The 22,678-nt window shown below is 42.7% G+C and carries 20 protein-coding genes; 6 read left to right on the forward strand and 14 right to left on the reverse strand.

Annotated features, from left to right (window positions below; translation table 11 throughout):
* Positions 1-7: 7 nt before the first annotated feature.
* From recD to A0128_RS03965, 3 genes are read right to left on the reverse strand one after another with little or no spacing between them, the layout of a single operon-like run.
* Entirely contained in the window at positions 8-1,867 is a 1,860-nt protein-coding gene (recD, locus tag A0128_RS03955) for an exodeoxyribonuclease V subunit alpha (protein WP_069609096.1), read from the reverse strand.
* The gene (locus tag A0128_RS03960) at positions 1,867-5,043 is read right to left on the reverse strand and encodes a UvrD-helicase domain-containing protein (RefSeq protein ID WP_069606332.1); all 3,177 of its coding nucleotides are present in this window, start codon (positions 5,041-5,043) and stop codon (positions 1,867-1,869) included. The genes recD and A0128_RS03960 overlap by 1 nt, the downstream gene beginning before the upstream one ends.
* Positions 5,040-8,459 carry an exodeoxyribonuclease V subunit gamma gene (locus tag A0128_RS03965; protein WP_069606333.1) on the reverse strand — a complete coding sequence of 1,140 codons (3,420 nt, stop codon included), beginning with the start codon at positions 8,457-8,459 and terminating at the stop codon, positions 5,040-5,042. Before A0128_RS03965 ends, A0128_RS03960 begins: the two co-directional genes overlap by 4 nt.
* Positions 8,460-8,569: 110 nt before the next feature.
* Between A0128_RS03965 and A0128_RS03970 the strand changes: the two genes are divergently transcribed.
* Together A0128_RS03970 and A0128_RS03975 are read left to right on the forward strand one after the other, a co-directional pair.
* On the forward strand, positions 8,570-10,021 hold the full coding sequence (locus A0128_RS03970) for a RecQ family ATP-dependent DNA helicase (protein ID WP_069606334.1): 1,452 nt from the start codon (positions 8,570-8,572) through the stop codon (positions 10,019-10,021).
* 256 nt (positions 10,022-10,277) lie between these two features.
* Positions 10,278-11,279: a hypothetical protein gene (locus A0128_RS03975; protein ID WP_156781764.1), complete on the forward strand. Its 1,002-nt coding sequence runs from the start codon at positions 10,278-10,280 to the stop codon at positions 11,277-11,279.
* A gap of 53 nt (positions 11,280-11,332) precedes the next feature.
* Here the strand turns inward: A0128_RS03975 and A0128_RS03980 are convergent, their stop codons facing one another.
* Positions 11,333-12,676: an adenylate/guanylate cyclase domain-containing protein gene (locus A0128_RS03980; RefSeq protein WP_069609097.1), complete on the reverse strand. Its 1,344-nt coding sequence runs from the start codon at positions 12,674-12,676 to the stop codon at positions 11,333-11,335.
* A 303-nt stretch (positions 12,677-12,979) separates the two neighbouring features.
* Here A0128_RS03980 and A0128_RS03985 point away from each other — a divergent pair, with 303 nt between their 5' ends.
* Complete coding sequence (locus A0128_RS03985; protein WP_069606336.1) at positions 12,980-13,522, forward strand: SRPBCC family protein; 543 nt, start codon at positions 12,980-12,982, stop codon at positions 13,520-13,522.
* A 25-nt stretch (positions 13,523-13,547) separates the two neighbouring features.
* Here the strand turns inward: A0128_RS03985 and A0128_RS03990 are convergent, their stop codons facing one another.
* The 10 genes from A0128_RS03990 to A0128_RS04040 form a co-directional block, all read right to left on the reverse strand.
* The gene (locus tag A0128_RS03990; protein ID WP_245667196.1) at positions 13,548-14,819 is read right to left on the reverse strand and encodes an amidase; all 1,272 of its coding nucleotides are present in this window, start codon (positions 14,817-14,819) and stop codon (positions 13,548-13,550) included.
* A 58-nt stretch (positions 14,820-14,877) separates the two neighbouring features.
* Positions 14,878-15,294, reverse strand: coding sequence for a DoxX family protein (locus A0128_RS03995; RefSeq protein ID WP_069606337.1), 417 nt, complete (start codon positions 15,292-15,294; stop codon positions 14,878-14,880).
* Between the two features lie 296 nt (positions 15,295-15,590).
* On the reverse strand, positions 15,591-17,123 hold the full coding sequence (locus A0128_RS04005) for an MFS transporter (RefSeq protein WP_069606339.1): 1,533 nt from the start codon (positions 17,121-17,123) through the stop codon (positions 15,591-15,593).
* A gap of 106 nt (positions 17,124-17,229) precedes the next feature.
* On the reverse strand, positions 17,230-17,697 hold the full coding sequence (locus A0128_RS04010) for an SRPBCC family protein (RefSeq protein ID WP_069609099.1): 468 nt from the start codon (positions 17,695-17,697) through the stop codon (positions 17,230-17,232).
* Positions 17,698-17,762: 65 nt separating this feature from the next.
* Complete coding sequence (locus A0128_RS04015) at positions 17,763-18,272, reverse strand: SRPBCC family protein (RefSeq protein WP_069606340.1); 510 nt, start codon at positions 18,270-18,272, stop codon at positions 17,763-17,765.
* Positions 18,273-18,274: 2 nt separating this feature from the next.
* On the reverse strand, positions 18,275-18,823 hold the full coding sequence (locus A0128_RS04020; RefSeq protein WP_069606341.1) for an SRPBCC family protein: 549 nt from the start codon (positions 18,821-18,823) through the stop codon (positions 18,275-18,277).
* A 15-nt stretch (positions 18,824-18,838) separates the two neighbouring features.
* Positions 18,839-19,324 carry an SRPBCC family protein gene (locus A0128_RS04025; protein WP_069606342.1) on the reverse strand — a complete coding sequence of 162 codons (486 nt, stop codon included), beginning with the start codon at positions 19,322-19,324 and terminating at the stop codon, positions 18,839-18,841.
* Between the two features lie 50 nt (positions 19,325-19,374).
* On the reverse strand, positions 19,375-19,860 hold the full coding sequence (locus A0128_RS04030) for an SRPBCC family protein (protein ID WP_069606343.1): 486 nt from the start codon (positions 19,858-19,860) through the stop codon (positions 19,375-19,377).
* 65 nt (positions 19,861-19,925) lie between these two features.
* Positions 19,926-20,321 carry a DoxX family protein gene (locus A0128_RS04035; protein ID WP_069606344.1) on the reverse strand — a complete coding sequence of 132 codons (396 nt, stop codon included), beginning with the start codon at positions 20,319-20,321 and terminating at the stop codon, positions 19,926-19,928.
* The gene (locus A0128_RS04040) at positions 20,302-20,697 is read right to left on the reverse strand and encodes an ArsR/SmtB family transcription factor (RefSeq protein ID WP_069606345.1); all 396 of its coding nucleotides are present in this window, start codon (positions 20,695-20,697) and stop codon (positions 20,302-20,304) included. Before A0128_RS04040 ends, A0128_RS04035 begins: the two co-directional genes overlap by 20 nt.
* Before the next feature lie 247 nt (positions 20,698-20,944).
* Between A0128_RS04040 and A0128_RS04045 the strand changes: the two genes are divergently transcribed.
* The 3 genes from A0128_RS04045 to A0128_RS04055 all read left to right on the forward strand — a co-directional run bounded on the left by A0128_RS04045 (position 20,945) and on the right by A0128_RS04055 (position 22,597).
* Positions 20,945-21,376 (forward strand): acyl-CoA thioesterase, encoded by a 432-nt coding sequence (locus tag A0128_RS04045; RefSeq protein ID WP_069606346.1) that lies wholly within the window; start codon positions 20,945-20,947, stop codon positions 21,374-21,376.
* Positions 21,377-21,425: 49 nt separating this feature from the next.
* Positions 21,426-21,593, forward strand: a complete 168-nt coding sequence (locus tag A0128_RS04050) for a hypothetical protein (protein WP_156781765.1) — start codon at positions 21,426-21,428, stop codon at positions 21,591-21,593.
* 188 nt (positions 21,594-21,781) lie between these two features.
* A complete protein-coding gene (locus tag A0128_RS04055; RefSeq protein WP_069606348.1) occupies positions 21,782-22,597 on the forward strand; it encodes a class I SAM-dependent methyltransferase in 816 nt (271 codons plus the stop codon).
* Positions 22,598-22,678: the final 81 nt, after the last annotated feature.

Here is a 22,678-nt window from a genome sequence, read left to right on the forward strand (position 1 = left end):
CTGAGGTTTAGCGATTTCGGTCGATACGAAATCCGGTGTTTCGATCTTGTGTGTTTTCGATTCCGAATTCCCATGTTTTCGGATTTCCAGCAAGGATGACCTGGTTTTTTGCGCGAGTAATTCCGGTGTATAGAATCTGCCGATTGAGTAATTTGTGAGAATTGGAATCTTTTGATTCCGCGCTGTCCGGAATGTAAATTAGAATTGTCTCATATTCGGATCCTTGACTTTTGTGAATGCTCATTACGAACGCGGGTTCGTGTTCGGGAAGCGTGTCCAAGGCGAAAGGATAGAGGCGGTTGTCGATCGGAAAAACCGCGCGCAATTCTCCCGTGTCTCCCATTCGGAGAACGATTCCAATATCGCCGTTGAATAATTTTCTACTCTTGTCGTTTTGTGTGATCAGAATCGGAAGCCCGACGAAGTAGAGTCTTTTGGCGAGTCGTTTTGGAAATAAATTTTGAGAAGGGGAGGACGATATTCTTCCATACAAATCTTGCGCGGCGAGATTCATGATCTTTGTTTGAATCGATTCCACTCCCCAGTATCCGTTTCGAAACACGGTGAGACAACGAAATCTACCGAGTTCTATTTGAAACGTTTGGATAAAATCAATATTAGTAAATTCGATACCGTCTTTGACTTTCCAGAGCGCGATTCGGGATATCTGAGGTAAAAAAATTCTTTCCCAGAGTTGTTCGACAACGTCGTCGCGAGTTAAAATATTCGGATCGGGATTTGAAGAATTTTGTAACCAGACGACTTGACTTTCGTAGTCGATGTCCTCTCCGATTTTTTTGGTTTTTGGAAACGTGTCGTCGATCTTTGTTCCGAGATTTAGGTTTTCTGGTTTATACTTTAAAATTTCTTCCGCAAGGGTGACGATCTTGGAAACTTCTCCCATCGCATTTCTCTTCTGGCGGTTGCTTTCTTCCAATTTGGAAACGTAATTTCCCTTTTCCGATTCTAAGACCGAAAGGAAGTCGCTTAACACCGCGCCTTTATCCACCGAAGGAAGTTGGTTCGGATCTCCGATAAGAATCAAACGAAAGGAAGAATTTTTTGGCAATGCCTGAAACAATGAAAGCATCAGGTTCAGGTCCACCATCGACACCTCGTCCACGATAATCAGTCTATGAGGAAGATAACGTTCTTGATTGTAGTAAAAACCGCCTAACGATGGTTTGTAGGAGAGAAGTCCATGAATTGTCTGTCCTCTCAGAAACTGGTTGTCCTCCGAGTCCGATATTTTTTTGAGATTTTCCTGGATGGATTCAGTTAATCTCTGCGCCGCCCTTCCTGTCGGGGCGACGAGGGCGATCTGATCGGGGGAAGGAAGTTCGCCAAGTTCATTCAATATTTGTAATAAGAATGCGACGACAGTAGTCTTTCCGGTTCCTGGACCGCCGCTTATGATCTGAAACGAGGAGGAAAGACAGGATAGGATGGAATTCACTTGCCCTTTTTTTAGGGGAAAACTTTTGGATTCTAATCCTTTGAGAACTTGTGAGGCTTTTTCCAGATCCGGTTTGAGGTTAACGTTCTCTAAAATTCTTTCTTGAAGAAGAATTTCGAGTTCGGTCTTGGTTCGAAACGTCTTTTCAAAATAAATCCATTCAGAGTTTCCGATCTTTTCTACGATCAATGCGGGGGGCTTTGTTTTGAGAAAATTTTTCCATTCTTTTTGAACCGGAATACAGAGGTTTCCGTTTTCACCCGCTTTCCAGAGTTCATTCAAAATTTCTAATAAAACATCCGCCTCTTCTTCGGAACGTTTCGGATCCGTTTTCTTTTTGGATTCGAGTTGCGTAAGGAGAAGGATATCTTCCTTCAACTTAGTAGTCCAGGAAAGGAAAAGCTCTTCCATCAGAGAAAGTCCTCCCAATTCCTATTTGTCAAAAGACGTACGTTGTCCTTGATTTCGTTTAATCTTTCCAAGGACCAGTCGAAGTCGGAATAAATTCCTCTGTCCTCTTCCGTTTTCATTCCTCTGAGATAAAAGTAAAATACGCCGCCGAGTTTTTGAAGTGCTTCCTTTTCTCCAAAGAGATTTTTTAAATATTCGAAAAGGATCATGGCGTAGATATCCCTTTGAAGATCGTATCTGCTTTCCGGACTTTCAATACTTCTTTTCAGAGAATGAAAAGAATAGTCTTCGAGAAGATTGGATTTATAGTCGGCTAGATAGAATCGATTTTCAAATTCAAATACAAGATCGATGGAACCTTTTAAAAAATTTCCCGGGCCGCTTCGTTCCGGATCCAAGTCCAAGTGAAAGTCCATTTCCGAGATTCTTTTTTCATTCGGAATTTCCAACAAACGAAACGAAGTATTATTTTTTGCCGAGATGCTTGCGTTTAAAGAGTTCCAGAGAATTTCGCAAGCCCTTCTTTTGTAAATGTCCTTCTCCAACTCCGTATCTTTTTGTTTCGTTTTAGAAAGCTGAAAATAATCGAGGTGAAAATTCATTCTGGAAATAATTTTTTCATTGTTTAGAAGTTCTTTCGAAGCCGCAGTTTTAAAAAGAGAAAAGTTTAATTCTTCCAAAAGAAGATGTAAAAAAGAACCGGTTGCGGCAGAGGACGGAAGCGCGTCTTCGGTTTCCAGAGGAGAATCTTCGATTTCATCCGACTTTAAAAAATTTCCTTCTTCCAAAACGGAAATGGATTCGTTGTCTAAGGCGACGTTCGCTTTCGACTTTAAAGAAGAATAACTGTGAATCCAGATGGTCTTTGAAGAATAGGATTCTTGAAAGATCAACGGAGTAAAACGAACTTCCGGCGAAAGAGTGCGAGCACGAATGTTCTGATCCGTTTGATCCAAGGTTTGCGGAGTCCAAGAAATCGATTGAAAGAGCCGGGGATCGGGTTCGTTTTCCAGAATCGCCTGGAGTCTCGGATAAAGAATTTTAAAGTAGGCGGAGTCTCTCGTCTTCCAGTTGTTAAGCGGCGTGTAGAAAGGAAGATAGAGTCTGATTTTAGGCCGTGTGATACCGACATAAAGAAGTCGTTTGTTTTCGTTTAGATTTTGATAAGAATATTCTTCTTTGCTAATTTTACTTTCTTCTTCGTTGTCCCAGAGACTCAACTTCCAGATACGATGATTTTCCGATTTTACAAACGGGTAGTCATAGACATCGGGCACAAAATTTCCGGAAAGATTGAACAAAAATACGATGGGCCATTCCAAACCTTTGGACGCGTGTAAGGTAAGAATTTGAACTGCGTCTTTTTCGGTTTCCCTTTCAAAAAGTGGTAACTCTTCCTCGTTTCTTTTTTCGGATTGAAGTTCTTTCAATTCTTCTAATACTTCTTCGAGTCCGGATTGATTGGCGATTTGAAACTGGAGAAGTTTACGAAAAATCTGTCTATAGTTGGTTCTCTTTCTTTCCCACGCGATATCAGTTTCTTCGTCGGTAAGAAAAATCCTGCTATCTTCCTCAATGGATCGAAAGAGTTCAGCAAACTTACGATCCATCGCCAGCGTTTTCCATCGATCCAAGATCGACTTTTCATACGAATCGATGGAGTGTTCTTCAAAGTAGGGAAGGTGATTTGGATGAACCTGAAACAAGTCTCCCAAAAGAAGTTTTCGATACGAAGACGGTTTGTTCGGGTCGAGAAGACATTCTAAGATATTGCGTATCTGAATCGATTCCGGAGATTGATAGATCCCTTCTTGTTTATAAAAGGAACAAGGAATGTTTCGAAGCTTTAACGCCTGTTCAACGAGTTTTCCTTCGGCTTTGCTCTTGACTAGGATTGCGATCTCTTTGAAATTTATTTTCTTCTCCTGAAAAACTTTTGATTTTTCATCAAAGACGTCATAAGAAAACATTTTATCCGGAGAAACGAGTTTGAGAATTTCTTCCGCGATAAATTGTCCCCAGACAGTCCTTGCTTCGTCCGTCTTCCAAGTTTCTCTTCCTTGAAATCGAACGATCTGGATCGGACCTTCCTTGTGTTGAATGCTCAGGCGGACCTTTGTATCCTTTTCAGGATGTTTTACATCGGTATAAAGAATCGGTTGCGACTCGAATCCCTTTTCGACGATGGGGAAAAAACTTTGCCCTCCGTTTTTACCTCCGAAGATTTCGTTATAACCTTGGATAAGCTCGGGCACAGATCGATAGTTTACGTTAAGCGGAATCTCTTCGGCTCGAATTTCTTTGAGTTCTTTTTTGGCGCTCAAGTAGGTTCCGATATCCGCTCCTCGGAAACCGTAGATGGATTGTTTCGGATCTCCGATGAGATACAACGCTCTTTCGGATTCTTGCTCATTAGAATCTAAGAATAACTGAGAAAAAATTTCATACTGCGCGGCGTCGGTGTCTTGGAATTCATCTAAGATTCCGACTTGATAACGATTCTGAAGCGCCTTCTTAAGAAACTGATTTTTTAGAGAATCTTTGGTCTTAAGAATCATCTGATCATAACTTAGCCATTCTCCATTCTTAAATTCTTCCTCGACCATTTCTTTTGCGATAAGGGTCGTTTTTTGAAGAAAGGTTTCAGAGCTCAAGAGGGTGGAATCGTTGTTATACGGATATTTTTTTCCGCTTAGCAGTTTTGCGCCGGCGGTAAGAATCTGATCTCTGTTTCCTAAAAAATCGGATTCGGAAAGAAACGATTCTAGTTTGTTAGGATCCGTCCATTCTTTCCATTCCTGATGCTGAAGCCGATAGAGCGCGATTCTGAGTCTTTCCTTTGCGTCAGTCAAAATCCAGTTGGAAGGCGTTTCCGTTTCCACCGGATATTCCTGCAAAATCATATTACAAAATCCGTGTATAGTTGAAATCGTAACCTGATCGAGTTCTCTCGCCTCTTTGGTAAGATCGGATTGGAGCAGCTTTTTTCGAAGTCGCTCTTTAAGTTCTCCCGCGGCCTTTTCGGTATATGTAAGAATAAGAATATTCGTGAGAGGGATTTTGTGTTCTTGGATCAGATCTCCCACGATCTCCATGATCGTGTAAGTTTTTCCCGTACCGGCGGAGGCTTCTATAAAACTGGACTTTAATTTATAAGGGCGGCTTTGTTCGCTCATAGATCCTTCTTCCAATCTAAGAAAGGTTTATAAAAATCTTTTGCCCAGTGGATTGAGGAACGTAAGATCAAGTCCGGTGTTTGACGATAGAGTTTTACAAGAGAAGAAAGGCTTTCTCTTACGGAATCCAATTCTTCTTTGAGATAATTTTTCCACGCGTTCTCGTCGTCGAATTTTGCTACGTTATCCGGCGTTGTCTTTTTTCCGGAGCTTCCTTGTATATTTTTTACATAGTAACTCAGAAAAGCTTTTCTCGGAAAAAAGACCGGCTTCTCTTGGAGATAGAGTTCTGCTATTTTTTGAAAGTACTCTTGTCCCAGTGCGGATTCTTCCGGCAAATATTGTATGGGAAGAAAGTTTTTCTTTTTTGCGTCCTCGGAAGGCCGCGCTTTGAAAGAATAAATTTTAAAATTCTCGCCTAACGTAGAAAAGGCGACTCCGGTAAGAAACGGAAAACTCATGACTTTCCAGTAGTCCTTGTAGCCGTAAAAGTTTTCGGAAGGTTTGTCTTCGAGGCTCTTTGGAAAAAGCCAATAGAGAACTCCGTCTTTTTCGACGACGTGCTCCCATTCTCCTTTGATCTTTACGTTTTTACCGGATTGTAAGGAAACGGTAAGTTCCGGAATTTTTTTACAAAGATCTTCGGGCAGACCCGTATCTCCCAAACTCAAATAAGAATAATATCTTCCGCCTTGGAAGAGCGGCTTCCAACCTGCGAGGAGTTCGCTGGTAAGCTTGAGATATCCTAGTAGATCGGCTTCTTGGATTTTTCCGAAGACTGACTGAGGAAATCGAGCCGATTGTTTTTCTTTTTCTAAAATAGGAATGAGGGCGGAAGAGATCGTTTCCTCGTTCCAGGACCAAGGTTCTTTCGATACGAGGCTAGGCATCATTACTGCATGCATTTTTTTTAATATATTTGCTTCGGCGATCGCATCCAAGTCGAAAGGTTCTCCTTCGGCATCGGCCGGCTCTTCTTCGTCCAGATACATCCCTAATTTTTTTTTGAGATAAGTATCGAGAGGATCGCTGAGGAATTGGGAAATTTCACGAAGGTCGATTTCGTTCACTGGAAAATCAGTAGAAACTTTTTTTAAATCGTCGAGATTTTGAAATCGATCGAAAAGTTTTTGGCCGCGCCGATCTCCGTTTACCCAGGTCCTTGCAAAGTCGAAGCTCACGAGGCCCTGCGCCATCTCTTCCTGGGTATGTTTGTATTTTATACTATACGAATGCAACGGAAGTTTGATCGCTTCTTGAACTCCAAAAGATTCCATGATCTCGAAAAGATGAGAACAAGGTTCGAAGGTTTTGTCTTCTTGGAGATTTTTTCCCACATAACTCAAGGTCAGAGATTCCTTCGCGGAATGAATGGTTTCCCACAAAAGAGATTCTTGGATTTCTCTGCGGGAAATGTCCCATTCTTCTCTGAGATCTTTTCTGAGGTTGAGTTGGGATCGATCGTTGTTTCCCGGAAATTTTCCTTCTCCCAATCCTAAGATATAGATGTGTTTGAATGGAATCGGGCGCATCGGTTGTAAAAGAGAAATCGTAACTCCGCCGGTGAGGTAGGCACCCTTTCGATACGGGATTTGATCGAAAGTCTGTTCCGTGATGAACTTGAGAAGAGCGACTCCGTCTTTTTCGTTTTGGAGACGGATTCCGTCCCATTCGTTGAGAGATTCCAGCCATCCGAAAAAAAGTTTCGCTTCCTGTTCGTATTCTTCCGAAAATTCAAAGAGTTCTTCTAAAGAATTTCTTAATATTCTAAAGTATTCCGGATTCCATTGGTTGGTTTTATTTTTGAAGATGGAAAGGACGTTTCTTTTTGTTCTAAGGATCGTTTCCCAGAGTTGCGTGAGATAGAAAGAATTTTCTTCGGATTCCAAGTCGATCGGGGGAATTTTGTATTTTGTCCACGCAGTTTCCTTCGATAGAATCGAGGACAACCGAATTCTTCTCATACCATTCGAAATCTGAAAGGAATCGTTTTCACGTCCTTCTTCTTCGTAGATCATCCCGGTAGAATCGATTAGATTCTCCAGATCCAAAATCGATTGTGGATGAATTCTAAGCTTTGTCTGCAAAAGAGGGTTTCTAAGTAAACGGAGTAGGCTGTTTTTTTCAATCGTAGGACTCGAGCAGATTTCCCAGACGTTGATCAAACCTCTATACAATAAGGACGCGTCGTTTGCCTTGATGTCCGTGAGGGAATACGGAATTTTTTTACGAACGGGAAACGGATCGACCGCCTTTTCGTTTTGTGAACTTTGTAAAAGGATTCCTCCGTCTAACACCCATTCAACGGTAGGACGATAGGTCTTCATATCCGTCACGAGGATCGCAAAATCCAAATACGTTAACTTAGAATTCAGATTCATCTTATAAAGAATGTCGTTTGCGACTGCTTCCATTTCACGATACGCGGAAGGCGCGTTCCAAAACCGCACCGACGTGTCCGATGCGATTCCGATTTGTTCCCTTGTATTTTGTTTTCCATCCAGTAAAGTCCGAAGCGCGTCTAACTTTGGAGGAAACGTATGAGAGGTTTCGAGATGAGTCGAAGTGTTGCCTTCGATCTTCTCCATTCTCGCGGCTATATGAATCTGAGGATTGGACCAGCTTCGAGGACCGAAAGAATCTTTGTGATTCCGGTTTGCTCCCGTATGAAATTGATAGAGATAGATCGGAAGTCGATCCCGTTTGGAAAGTGATTCTAAAATTCCAAGATACGTATCCGAAAGATTGGACAAACAGAAAAGATGAAGAGAAGGAAATTCCTTTGGAGAATGATTCGGATTTTTTTGTGCTTCTTTCAAAAGAAACTGAACCAAGGTGCTCGGTTCTTTGGGATTGAGAAAAACTTTTTGATAGAGTTCTTTTTGAAAAAGATAATATTCGTCTTCCTTTGGAAAAGGAGAAGGGCGATGTGAGATCGAAGGAATTTCGATTCCTTTTTCTTTCGCCCAAGAAGAAATCCAACTCGATCGATTTAATTCGTAGTCTTTGATAAGCGAAGTCAGTTTTGAGCTGAGCGAAAACGCCCGAGGAATACTCTGTAAGAAAGAATTTAGAAAACGAATTTCTTTTTGATCTCGATTTTCGATCAGGAAGGTTAGAATCTTTCTTTGATTCGCTTCTTGACTCGGGAAGGTTCGATGAAACGGATCAAAATCAAAACCGGCTCTTCGGAGATAAAATTCTTCAAGAGTTTTTTCTAAGAATTGAAAACGAAGATTGGCAGTCAGTCCATTGATACGAGAAAGATTGAGATTCAACCAGAGTTTCATGTTCGTGCTGGGAATCACGATCACGGGTGCGTGCAAGGGAGCTACCTTTCTCTCCGCCAAAATATTTTTTGAGAGTTCGACCGCGATATCTTCGAGCGATAGACTTGTGATATGCGTGACTGACAAACGTTTCCTCTTTGGATCCCTTGAATTACGAGCATTCTAAGAATTCGGCGAGATGGCAAGTAATTACATTTTCTCTTGCTCTCAAAGATCGATAGAAGAATGTATTCTGAATGCCCTCCGTCTCCGAACTCAAAACTTTTTTTGGGATTTCTTCTTTTAGAACTTCGCAAGAGAAGATTATCACCGACGTTCTTTCCGGAAAGAACTGTCTCGTCATCATGCCTACGGGAATGGGCAAATCGATCTGTTATCAACTGCCCGCCTTGGCGATGGAAGGAATGACGATCGTCATTTCTCCGCTGATTGCCCTTATGCACGATCAGGTTTCAAAACTCAAAACCCTGGACATCGACGCCGGTTATATCAATTCTTCTTTGTCTAAAGAGGATCGGATTAAGAGTTATGAAAATCTAAAAAGAGGGAAGTATAAGATTCTTTATGTTTCTCCGGAGCGATTTCGAAAGCGCGCGTTTTTGGATGCGATTCGGGATCGAAAGGTTTCTTTGCTCGCGATCGACGAGGCACATTGTATCAGTCAGTGGGGTCACGACTTTCGACCGGATTATACAAAGATTTCCGAGTTTCGCGAGATTCTTCGCAGACCCGTGACGATCGCGTTAACCGCCACAGCAACCTCTGAGATTCAGAAAGACATCGTTCGTCAGATCGGTTTGGAAGAATCGGAGATCGAAGTTTACAACGAGGGAATCTGCAGACCGAATTTATTTTTAGACGTTCGCACTTTTGTCGACGAGCCTTCTAAGATGGATGCGATCGTGGATCTTCTGAGAAAACAAAAAGAAAGCACGATCGTATATTTTAATCTCATCAAAAATATAGAAAAGTTTAGCGAGAAACTCGATATACAAAAAATTCCTCATCGGATCTATCACGGACAGTTGGCTCCGGATCAAAGAAAACGTGTTCAAAATCAATTTCTAAAGTCGGACAACACGGTCCTTCTTGCGACCAATGCATTTGGAATGGGAGTGGATAAACCGAACATACGAACGATCATTCACGCGGAACTTCCATCGTCCCTAGAAAGTTATTATCAAGAGATCGGTCGAGCGGGAAGAGACGGCAATGCCTCCGATTGTCACGTATTTTATATCCAAGACGATCTTACCGTGTTGATGGAATTTATCGAATGGCAAAATCCGGACGAGATTTTTATCGGAAGAGTTTTTCAAACGATGCAACATTTAGGAGAAAAATTGTCTTCTCTTACTTACGAAGAATTACAGGGAAAAGTCGTTCATAGAAATCGTGGAGACCATCGTCTTCAGACCGTGCTCAACCTTTTTGAAAGACACGGAGTCACCTCCGGAGAATTGGAAAGAAATTCGCTGAGACTCAGAGGGCCTTTGCCGGACGCACTCCTATCTCCGGAACTCTTGGACTTAAAAAAGAAAACGAGTCTCAAACGTTTGTATCAGATGCTTCTTTATCTCAAATCCGAAAAGTGTAGAAGAGAATTTGTATATGAGTATTTTGATGCGGTCTTTCCCGGTTGTGGAAACTGCGACGTTTGTCGTTTGGCGAACGAATCCGATCGTTGAGAGTTGTCTTGCCGTATTTTCTTTCAAGTCGGACTTAAAGTCCGAAGCAAGCTTTTTTTCGTAAGAACTCGTTTGTCGGAACAATTGAATCGTTCAAAAAAGATTTGCTTTTATTCAGGAAGCGACGGTAGGCAGCCATTCGATTTTTTAAATTTTATCATGAGGAAAAAAATTTCCTTTTTCTTCTTTTGAAATTTGAAAAATTCTTTGTCTGTTTTGAAGTTGAACTCGATACCAATTAGAAATAGAGGTAATTATGATCGTTCGAATGATTTCGATTCTTCTTTCTTTGATGATTCTCAACTGCGCAAGTTGGGAGCGCCTGACTTCTTCGCAAAGATGGGAATGGATCGGTTCTTCCCATTACAAACCCACTCAGATTTTTGTAATCGATCCCAAAAAAGATTCTGAAATCGAAGCAGATGAGGGAACTAAGATTCAATTTCCAAGCGGTAGTCTTGTTGACGCCGACGGAAAACCGATTACGACCCCAACTCGTATCGAAGTTTCTGAATATTATAAAAGTGAAGATATCCTTTTATCCGGATTGACCACGGCTTCGCTTGGACGTCCGATTCAGACAAAGGGAATGATTCTACTAAACGCGTTTGTGGAATCAGGGGTTAAGGCGCAGGCGAATCCCAAAAATCCGCCGAAAGTTTCTTTTGCGGGAACTGCGGAGACCGGTTTTCAAGTTTTTTACGGAACCAAAACGAAGGAAGGAGTCGTAGATTGGTCGACGGAAGCTTCTAAGCCGACTAACGTATCGAAGGCGGATTTAGAATCGACTCAACCTTCTTTGGTGAAATCCCAGTCCGCTCAACCGAGTAAGGTGAGAATGGAATATTCGGAAGAGCCTCCGAATTACGAAGGCACCAGAAGCGGTCCGATCTATTATCCCGTCTTGAATCTGGGTTGGATCAACTGTGATCGATTTTTATATATGGGAGCCCGTTTGGTTTCTCTGGGCATCGAAGCAAACTATCCATCCTGGGAAGAAGAAACTACTTATCAATTGATCATCCCTTCGATCCGATCGGTTATGCCCGCGTATAAGGATGCGTCCAATCGAATCGTGTTTCCCAATCTTCCGCCGGGAGAAAAAACGATTGTCTACGCGTTGAAACGATCCGGTGTTACACGCTGGCAGATCTGGATTCGAGAAGCGATCGTCGGACAGGAAGAGAAACTGATTCCTCAGTGGGAATTGGTAGGTCCTAAGGCCTTGGAGAAAAGAATCCAATCTTTGAACTTTTGAGATCCCGAACTTTTCATTTGAATATTCTATTTATAGAATATTCAAATGCTATCTTACTCTGTGGAGAGTTTGTAAACCTGTACTTTTTGTTCCTTCCCTTTTACCTGAACCGGAGGCATTTTGACCGTGTCAACGCCTGAATTCAATTCTAAATAAACTTCTTCGGAAACTAAGAATTCGGATTCAAAAAATTTACAAAGCGATTCGATTCTGGAAGCGGTATTGACTGCATCTCCTATCACGGTGTATTCCATTCTACCTTCCGAACCGATCGTTCCGCAGAAGACTTCCCCGGTATGAACTCCGATCCCGATTTCAATCGCCGCCAAACCGGAAGCCGCTCTTTCGGAATTTAGTCCTTTCAAAGCCGCCAACATTTTTTTCCCCGCCTTTACCGCGTTGTTAGAATCCAATCCAGGTATCGTCGAAGGCTTAGGAGTTCCAAAGGTTCCCATAATCGCGTCGCCGATAAATTTATCGATGCTTCCGCCGGATTCGAAGATGGCATCGGTCATACGATTTCGAAAGTCCGTAAGAAACTTAGCAAGATCGACCGGATCCATCTCTTCGGACATTCTTGTAAAATTGCGAATGTCCGAAAAGAGAATCGTAACCTTTTGTCTCACACCGGGACCGAGTTCTCCTTCCGACTTACTCAATTCTTCCACGACGGATGGTGAAAAAAAACGAGCCAAAGAAGCGCGACGTGATTCCAAATTTCCGATTCTTCGTATCATCGAGATCGCTCGGTAGGTCGTGAAGGAAAGTATAAAACCGAGGATCAAAAATGGAATCGGTCTGAAAATCAAGTCGCTTAATATTACGCCCGAACCGAGGATATATTCTTTCCAATCGTTCGTGAGGGGAACCCCGGATTTAAGTCCGATAAAAATCAAACCCGACCAGGATACTAAAAATAAGATCATCGATAGAAGAACGAGTTTGATTCGAAACTGAAGAGCCGTTAGGGCGATCGGAACGATCAAAAGAAACAAACTCGGATTTTTTAGTACGTGAGCGAAGTTTTCGGGACTCACTTTCAGACTAAAATAAATCGGAAGACCGAGTGTAATAAAAAAATCGAAAAATAGACTCGCGTAATCCAAGAAAGGATTGATCGATTTTTTCTTTTGAGCGAGAACCCACGTGTTCAAAACGGTGCTTCCGAGAAAAAGAAAAAGAAACACTAGGTTTGCGACTAAATCCGATATTGTATTCGCGGTTCCAAAGACGAGAAAGAGAAAGAATAAGGAGATTCCATAACGAAATCGATTTACGATGATCGCTCCGTTTCTCTCTTCTTGTTCGAGAATCTCTCTTACGCTGTTGGACATACGATTCCTATCCAAAGAATGGGAGAGCGTCTCGTAAATTTTAAAGAGATAATTCTGAATCATACATTTTCCTTTTGGATCTTCTCCGGGTTTTGGGCGCTCTTTAGGATTGCATCTAACGTTCTTTTGATTCATTCTTTAAAAGAAGTTTTAGGCAAAGGACCGATTTGTGCGGAATATTTTTTCCCGCTGAGGAGCAAAGGGTCATCCATGCGATAAAAAATCTCAACTACTTCCTTTAAAAAAAATCACTTTTTCCTTTGCTAAACCGATTCCGCCGCTTCGAAAAAGAGAACTTACTTTTTATTTTTACATTTACAATCGATTTGTTGTGAGATTCTATTGAAGAAAAGGAGAGAATGGAATATGAAGATTTTATTATACATCATCGGCGGATTGGTTGCTCTCATCGCGGTTCTCGCCTTGATCGCGCCGAAAGACTTTCAATTAGAAAGGGAAATCGTAATCAACAAACCAAAAAAACAGGTATTTGATCAAATCCGATTCCTGAAGAATCACGAGCAGTGGAACGCTTGGTCCAAAAAAGATCCCAAGATGAAAAAGGAATTTAAGGGAATCGATGGAACCGTCGGCTTTATGAGTTCTTGGGAAAGCGAACATCCGGAAGTCGGGACCGCAGAACAAGAAATCAAAAGTATCCTGGAAGGTGAAAGATTGGAAACTCAGATTCGTTTTAAAAAACCTTTCGAGGCAAGTTTTATTTCTTACGCAACGACACAAGCGATCGGAGAAAATCAGACAAAGGTTTCATTGGGAATGTCCGATCGTATGTCTTTTCCGGTTACCGTGATCAGCTTTATCGTAAACGTTTGTTTTAATCAGCAAAAGAAGATCATCGATAATATGGATGAAAGTCTTTCGAATTTAAAAACGATCTTGGAAAAATAAAATAAGAGATCGTTCACTTCGCTTATCATTTCGGATATCGAAGATGCCACTGGGTGACGTTCTGATATTGTTCGGCTAACTCTAACACTTGTCGCTCCCCTTCGGGAGCGCCTACGATTTGAAATCCGATCGGTAAACCGTTTGTATCGAATCCGCAAGGTATGCTGATCGCGGGAAGTCCGTAGTAGTTACAAAAAAAAGTATTGTCGGCGGAAAGGGCGATCGGACCTTTTTTGGCTACGGATTGTATTTTGGGAACGGACTCCGTTGTCGTCGGTAGAATCAAAACGTCCACTTCTTTAAAAAGCAGATTTTTTATTCCCTTTCGATCCTCTTCCATTGTTCTGGAGTCGAAGTTAGGAGCGATGGGAATTTCCATATCTTGAAACGTATGTCCCAAAGAAAAGAGAACGTCTTTGATTTTTTCAAAAGTGTTTCGGACTTCCGGCGTTGCCTGAAAGTTGAGAACGTTCCCGATTCTAAATTTGGAAATCTTGTCGGTCGGTTTTCCCGCTTCGATTGTACGATTTACGAGAACGTTCATTAGAATTTTTGCATCCTCTACGCTTCGACTCATAAACGCGGCGTGGGCAATTCTTAAAATCTTTTCATCCGCTTTTTCACCCGCGAGAACTCCTTCCAAACTAATGGAACCATAAGTTGGTTTGAAACCGATAACGCCGCAACAAGCTGCGGGCAATCTACAGGAGCCGATCGCGTCCGTGTCCAATGTCGCATAACAAAGACCCGATGCGACTGCCGCCGCGGAACCTCCCGAAGAGCCGCCCGCGATGTATTTCCGGTTCCAAGGGTTGTGTACGGAACCAAAATAACTGTCGATCGATGTGGTTCCTATGGCGAGTTCGTGCATATTCGTTTTACCGATTATGATCGCGCCTGCCTCTTTGAGTTTTTTTACGGAGACGGCGTCTTCTTTCGGGATCCGATTTTGAAAGTGTTCAAAGGCGGCCGTTGTGCGGACTCCGGCGGTATCGAACATATCTTTGATCCCGATTGGAATTCCATGAAGGGGGCCTTTCCAGTTTCCGTTTTGAATTTCGTTTTGTGCGAGTTCGGATTCTTTGAGGGCTTGCTCCGCCGTTACGGTAATGAATGCGTTGAGTTTTGAATTGAGTTTTTCAATTCTTTCCAAACATTTTGTCACAACTTCTAGGGGAGAAATTTTTCCGGATCGGATTTGTTCGCTGAGATCGGAGATCGTTCCGTGGGTGTTGAAATTTGCATTTTCTTTTGAGTGAGAATTTTTCATAACTTCCAATAACGGAGTGGAAATCATGATTCATTTTCAAAATGATTTCCACTCTTTTTACGAAAAATAAGTCCCGGTTAAGAAATTATTTTTTAAATTTTGGAAGAATGTATTTATCCAGAGAAAACTTCCCGCTTCCCAAGACAAATACTACGACTGAAATCAAAAGATAAGTAAAGGCCAAAGTTTTTACTTGAAACGTATCCTTTGCGTGTGCGATAAAGAATGCGACGAACATCGTTATAAAAATTGGAATCACTGTTAGGCGAGTCAATAGACCGATTGTCACAAAAATTCCACAAAAGAATTCCGCAAATACGACAAGAATCAGAGAGGTTTTGGATCCGATCCCGATCAGATCCGGAAACAAGGGAAGAATCTGATCAAACCCGACCAGCTTCGAATATCCGAAGTGGATAAAGAGTCCTCCGAATATCAGTCGGAGTAGAAATGCGGCGACGTCCGTGCTGATAGGTCTGAGTCCGAATATTTTTTCTTTCATTTTAAATCCTCGAAATTTCCATTTATTTAAAATAAAAGCGATTGTATCATCGAAATGTAATCTTCTTTTATCTTTTTTTCGGAATCATTCAAGGGTTGGTTTTTATTTTTTGAGAGATTCGGATGGAATAAAAGTTTTCCCATTTCCCCTTCCTTTTTTCGAAGGGAAGAATTTTCCAAAAAAACATTTGAAGTTTCGATTTCAAATTCAGCTTTCATTTTTTCTTAGACGTTTCGAGATTCTTGTAAGGATTCGGATTTTATTAGGGGTTTCGACCAAGACCGAACTTTTTGAATTCATACTTCTTCTCCTTTTTCCAAACTCTTGCGTAGAGCGATTACCGCGATCGCCAAAATTAAAGCAATTCCCGCGCAAAGGACTGCGACCAACTGAAATGAATCGGTAAACGCTTGTTTGGCGGGAATGAGAAGCGAAGGGCCTAATTGTTCCGGTAATTCCTTAGCGATTGCGACAGCGGCGCCTAACGTTCCTTTGGCGGCCTCCATGGATTCAGGACTGATTCCCTCCGGAAGGATGTTCTTCATTCTACTTTTGTAAACTGCGGTTCCGATACTTCCTAAAACTGCGATTCCGAGCACACCTCCGAATTCAACTCCGGTCTCCGAAATGGAAGCGGCGGCTCCGGCTTTTTCCGGAGGGGCCGAACCAACGATCACGTCCGTTCCTAAAATTACCACGGAACAGATTCCCAGAGAAAGGATTACGGAACCGATGACTACGTAGCTAAGTCCAGTTTGATCCGTTACGAGCGAATAGAAAAGCATTCCGATTACCGTTAAAACCAAACCGGCGGCGACTACAAAAATGGGGCGTATCTTTCTTACGAGCATAGGCACCGTCATCGAGCCTACGACGTTTCCGGCGGCGGATGGAAGAGTCCAGAGTCCGGCTTCCATTGGAGACAAGCCGAGGACGAGCTGAAGATATTGTGCTAAGAAGAGAAAACTTCCCAGACCGACAAAGATAGTAAGACTATTTGCGATAAGAGCCGCGCTGAAAGCCGGGACCTTAAAAAGTTCCAGGTCGATCATCGGATCCTTTAGTCTTTTTTGTCTGCGAATAAAAATCACGCCAACTAACAGTCCAAAGACGATCGAAAGAAAGGAGACAATTCCCCATCCGTTTTCCGCAACCTGCTTTAAACCGAAGATGACCGAAAGTACGGATAGGAGGGAAAGGGCGGCGCTGAGAATATCCAGGCTGCCCGCGTATGGATCTTTGAATTCCGGTAAAAGTTTCGGTCCGACGATCAAAAGAAGAACCATGACAGGGACGCTCAAAAGAAACACGGAGCCCCACCAAAAATGTTCCAGAAGCAATCCTCCGATCAAGGGACCGATGGCGCCTCCGATGGAAAAACTAGTTCCCCAGATTCCGATCGCCACGGTTCTCTGATTTGAGTCCAAAAACATATTACGAATCAGTGATAGAGTCGAAGGAGCTAAAGTCGCCGCGGTAATTCCGAGTAAAGCTCGGGTCGCGATCAGCATTTCCGCGGTTTTGGAAAACGCCGCGAGAACCGAGGCGACTCCAAAAGCAAAGGCTCCGATCATAAGAAGTTTTCTTCTTCCGATACGATCCCCTAAGGTCCCCATCGTTACGAGAAAACCCGCGACCAAGAAACCGTAGATGTCTACGATCCAAAGAAGTTGAGAACCGGAAGGTTTTAAGTCTTCGGTCAGATGGGGAACCGCGAGATAAAGAACTGTAAGATCCATTGCATAGAGAAGACAAGGCAACGCGATCACGGCGAGCCCGATCCATTCCTTTCTTCCCGCGAGGTTTGTATTTGTTTGAGTCTGAGTCATTTTGTTTTTTCTTGATCCGGCCGATAACAGAGAGATATATTATTAGATTTGAATGTATCTTAGACGATGATCTATAGGAGTTAACGAAAGAATTTTTGTTAGAGAGTCAATTCTCCATTCTTACAAGTTCCGCTTCCAGCCTATCAAAGTTTTGCTCGTTTCCGATCTCTATGTATTTTTTTATTCTATCGAATTCTTCCCGAGTATCGAATAACATAGAAAATGCGACCTTGGTTTGATTTTCGATTTCCTCGAATGTAATCGTGGCTACGTAGTGATGTTGGGATACGTGTTCAAAGACGAGTCGTTCCGGTTTATTAATCTCCACAAAGACGCTGTGGTTTTCGTAGTCGGTTCCGTCAGGTCCGTGCATCACGAATTTCCAATTCCCTCCGGGTCTAAGATCGAATTCGTGAAACGTATTCGTAAAATCTTTTGGTCCCCACCAGAGTTTTAAATGTTCCGGAGCCGTCCAAGCCTTGAAAACCAGATCGATGGGTGCGTCGAAGATCCGCATACTTACGATTTCTCTTTCCGAAATTTTTGCGGATAGTTGTTTTTCTTTTTCCCTCATAGGATTCTCCTGGAGTGGGCCTCCCGGAAATAATATTTGAACGACCCACATTCCGTTTTCCTAATTTACTGTTTTGCCAGATACGCTTCGAGTTGATCCAGAGTTCCCGTGAATCCTTTATCCATCGATGGGAAGTTGTCTCCGAAAACTTTGATCTCTTCCGGTGTTGCGTTGATCGGCGTTCCTTTTAAACTAAGGGTGGTCTTTCCCTTTTCTTCCGTAAAAAGTACGGTATTTAAAATCTCCGCGGGCCAATTCTCCGCCATCGGATGACGGGTGATGCCGGCGTTCTCATCGGAAAAGGAAACTATATATACGAGCTTTTCCGGAGGTGTGATCTCCCGATAAAGGAATCTTCCCCACATGATTTGTCCGTCCGGCGTTTTCATACTGTAGTGAAATAATCCGCCGGGTTTTAAATCCAAATGAACGACCCCCATCGTAAGACCCGTAGGGCCCCACCATTCTGCGAGTCTTTTCGGTTCCGTCCAGGCTTTCCAAACGAGTTCGCGGGGGGCGTTGAAGGATCTTGAAAGAGTAAATTCAGGAATTATAATATTCATTCCTTCGCTCATCGTTATTTTCCTTCTCCGATTCTTTTTAGATTCTCTAAACCGGTTTCAAATTGTTTTCCGATCATCGCATCCATGTTTAAGAATATGCTAATCACTTTGGAGAAGAATAGATTCTTTCCATACATAACCCACGTAACCTGTGTCGTATCGCCGTTCTTTGCTAATGTAAATTCAGCCATATTATGGGCTTCGAACGGAGCTAAAAAATCCAGTTTGATGATGATCTTCGAAGGAGAATTCGCTTCCGTAATTTCCATACGACCTTTTCCGATATCCTTGTTCCCTTCCCACTCGTAAGTTGTACCGACTCCGTTTGTCGGGCCGCTATAAGTCTTTTTCATCGAAGGGTCGATCTTTTCCCAAGGAGACCACTGAGCCCAGGTATGAAAGTCGCTGATCAACGGAAAAACTTTCTCCGGAGGCGCTTGAATGGATATCGATCTTTGATAGCGAAAATCGTCCGGCTTTGTAGCTGCGACTACGAGAAGGATCACGATGACGACGATCAATAGACCGACGATAGAAAGTAAAATGAGTTTGAACATAGACATAAAATTCTCCGTATATTAGTTTGCGACTTTTGTAAGATAGTCTCCGAGTCGATTGAGGGTTTGATTCATACCTTCGATCGCTCCGTATTTCTCCACTACCTCGTCGCGCGCGGCCGCTGTCTGAAAGAGGGACAACATTGTCAGTTTTGTTTTTCCGTTTTCTTCTTCAAAGGTTACGGTGACGTGAAAATCTCCGGGGTGGTCTTCCATATCCGAGCCGTGCTTATATACAAGAAGTTTCGGTTTTACGACTTCGATATAAGTGATTCGATTTGGATAATCGGTTCCATCCGGTCCGTGCATGATTAATTTCCATACCCCGCCCGGTTTTACTTCCATCGTTTCGATCGTATTTGTAAAACCGTTCGGTCCCCACCAGTTGCCGACGTGATTCGGATCGGTCCAGACTTTCCAGACCAGTTCTCTCGGTGCGTCAAATACGCGTGAGGTGGAGATCTCTCGATCCGCGGTGTTTAATTTGTGATTGTTAGTTGCGTTCATAGCTTACTCCGTGCTGCTTCCGGATCGAATCCGACTTGATACAAAAAAATCTACTTTAAACTTTCGTTAAGTTTATCGATCATCTCGTTCCAACTTGCCTTGGTCATTTCGCTAATCTCTCCTGTCGGGAGTCCGATATGTTTCAAGGTAAGTTTTGTTTTGTCGCCCACTTCTTCGAAAGTCAGAGAGACGGTGGTCTCTTCAGGAAATTCTCCGGTGATTCCGTAATGGGACGCGGAAACCTGATTTCCTTTTTCGTCGGCGAATGAATCCGAATATACGATCTTTTCCGGAATTACGATTTCGAGATAGATCCCCGTGCTCCAAAACTCTTGACCTTCCGGAGAGCGCATTCCGAAGACATACTTCCCGCCGACTCGAAAATCATTTCTGCACGCGGGAGAAGTGAAGTTCTTCGGTCCCCACCATCGCACTAGATGTTCCGGATCCGTCCAGGCTTTGAATACGAGTTCCCTCGGCGCGTCGAAGATTCTCGTGACTACCACTTCATTGACTGTCTGATCTTTGTTTGTCATGTCGATCGATCCTTTTGAAATTATAATTTTGCTTTCTTTTTAGAGGTTTAGCACCTATTCGAATATTATGATAAACTCCAGACCCCCGGGAGCCTTCTGCTTTCAGGACGAAGCGCCCAGGAAAGACCGACTAACACGAGACCTACGAGAGGCATTACGATATGGACGGTTTCAAAGCCGGAAATTCCGGTGGAAATGGAAGCCGCAGTGAGATTAAAAAACATTCCTGCGTAAGCCCATTCTTTTAGAAGAGGAAATTTCGGAATCGAGATGGCGATAGCGCCTAGGAGTTTCCAAACTCCAAGAAGAGTAACGAAGTAAAGGGGATAACCGAGTTTGGACATTCCCTCTACAACTTCCGGTCCTTGTACCGTGTAGGCGTAAGCGGCAAAAGCGTAGTTCGCCGCGACGAGAACGGTCGTCACCCAATAGAGAATGGTTTTAATTTTTTCCTTGTTCATTGTCGAATTTCCTTTTGTTTTGTTGTTCGTTTTTCTCGTTCTGCTGGAGTTCCCGCAAATAATCATCCAGTCTATCGAGTCTGGCTTCCCAGATTTGTCTGTATTCGTCGATCCAATTAGCCACTTCTTTTAAGGGCCCTGTTTCCAAACGAGAAGGTCTCCATTGTGCCTCCTTGCCTCGGGAAATCAGTCCGGCTCTTTCCAAAACTTTGAGATGTTTGGTAATCGCGGGAAGACTCATGGCAAAGGGTTCTGCAAGTTGCTTCACGGTAACGTCCCCGAAACGAAGGGTTGCCAAAATCTTTCGCCGCGTCGGATCTGCCAGGGCGGCGAATGTGAGGCTGAGATGATCTTCTGTTGCTTCTTGTTGAACCATATGGTTAATTAACCTATAGGTTAACTTATCACTTAAGGAGAGATTTGTCAACCCCCCTGTAGAAAAAAAGCTCGAAAATGGACTTAAAAATTGAAAGAGCAAAAGAATACCCCCTGAAAAGCAAAGTGTCCATCGATTTCTAAGGTTTTATGAGCAAATTAATAATTTTATATCGAACTAAAATTCTCATGGAAGCAGAAACCGTTCATTCTGTTTTGTGAATACTGGTTTATAAATGGAGTGATTTATGAGTTTGATTTCAAAAGAGTTTCAGTATGAGATCCCGGTTCTTTGGAGTCAATGTGACCCAAATGGACATCTCAATGTGGGGAACTTTCAGGTTTATTTGCACGAAGGTAGAATGGTTGCACTCGAAGAGGCTGGTTTGGGTTATTCTAAAATGAGAGAAGCAAACATTGGCCCGATGATTCTCCGTTCCGAAACCGATTACAAAGCGGAGATTCGTTATCCGGAATCGATTCTTGTGACTACTCGTTTTGGAGAATTTGAGGGATCGAGATGTAAGATTTTTCAGAAACTCATTCGGAAATCCGACGGGAAGATCGCCTGCGATTCACTTTCTATTTGTATCATGTTTGATTTTGCTAAGAAAAGACCTTGGAAGTATTCGGAGGAATTGTTGAAGGCGTTCGAGATGCATTCGGTTTCTTCCGAATAGAAAGAAAGTTGAATTTTTTGGGGAGTTCCCACTTTGGATGGGATGCAAAATGAAATTTTCCTGGAAGGTGAATGCTCTTGAGTTGTCCCGACAAAGCGGACTCACCGAAAAAGACTTGAAATCGGACTTCAAGTCCATCCGAGATAGAATTTCGGAAAAACCCTTTCTTTTTACAAGCGTGTATACATCCGAATCCGAAAAACCAAGTCCCATTTAGAATTTTTTTGATTCTTTCAATTTTATGGAATTAGAATGGGATCATTCTTTTTTGTAAATTTGGAAATAACTTATGGAGCGAGGCGCAATATCGCTGTTAGTTTCTCAAAGTTGGGATTACAGAGATATTCAAAAAGAAATCAAGATTTTGCTGGTAATATCGATGGATCGCGTAAAGAGTATAGAATCATGTCCAATCCTTTATCTTCCGTTGAACCTTGGTCCTTAGTCGCAGAAGGATATACGAAATCCACAAAACAATTCTTAGAGGCCTATTCACTTAAGGCGATGGATCTCCTCGGATTAAAATCCGATGAGATTGTTTTAGACGTCGCAGCCGGTCCGGGAACGCTTGCGATTCCTCTTTCCAAATCCGTAAAGGAAGTCTATGCGATCGATTTTTCCCCAGCGATGATCGATGAGCTCAAGAAAGGAACCAAAGAAGCAAACGTTCAGAACGTTTTTCCTCTTGTGATGGACGGACAAAAATTAGAGTTTCCGCAAGATCATTTTGACGGAGCTTTTTCCATGTTCGGTCTGATGTTTTTTCCGGACAAACTCCAAGGACTCAAAGAAATCTATCGAGTTCTCAAACCGGGAAAAAAGGTCGCGGTTTCCGGTTGGGCCCCCGTCGCGAATTCTCCTCTCATGCAATTTTTATTCGGAGCCCTTCGTAAAGCAAATCCTGAAATCCCCGAACCGCAAACCAATGTTTCTAGTTTTGAAAATCCGGAATTCTTTCGTGAACAATTGACAGAGGCCGGCTTTCAAGAGATCGATATACTTCCGTTTTCGAATTCGATCGAAATTACGGATGCGGAGACGTTTCTCGATTCGATGATCGAAGGAGGAGCTCCGCTTCAATGGATGAAAAGCAAGATGAAAGAATCCGTCTGGAATGAAAAAAGAAGAATCATGTTGGAGCACGTTCAATCCCAACTCAAACAACTTCCGATTTCACTTTCTTCCGAAGCTTATATCGCGGTCGCCAAAAAGCCGAACTGATCGGGCGTAACCTTTCGATTTTTTAAAATAGAATGTCCATTTCGATGATTGGATCTCTCGGAATCTCATTGAGGGAACTTT

It is taken from the genome of Leptospira tipperaryensis (assembly GCF_001729245.1).
GTDB classification, from domain to species: domain Bacteria; phylum Spirochaetota; class Leptospiria; order Leptospirales; family Leptospiraceae; genus Leptospira; species Leptospira tipperaryensis.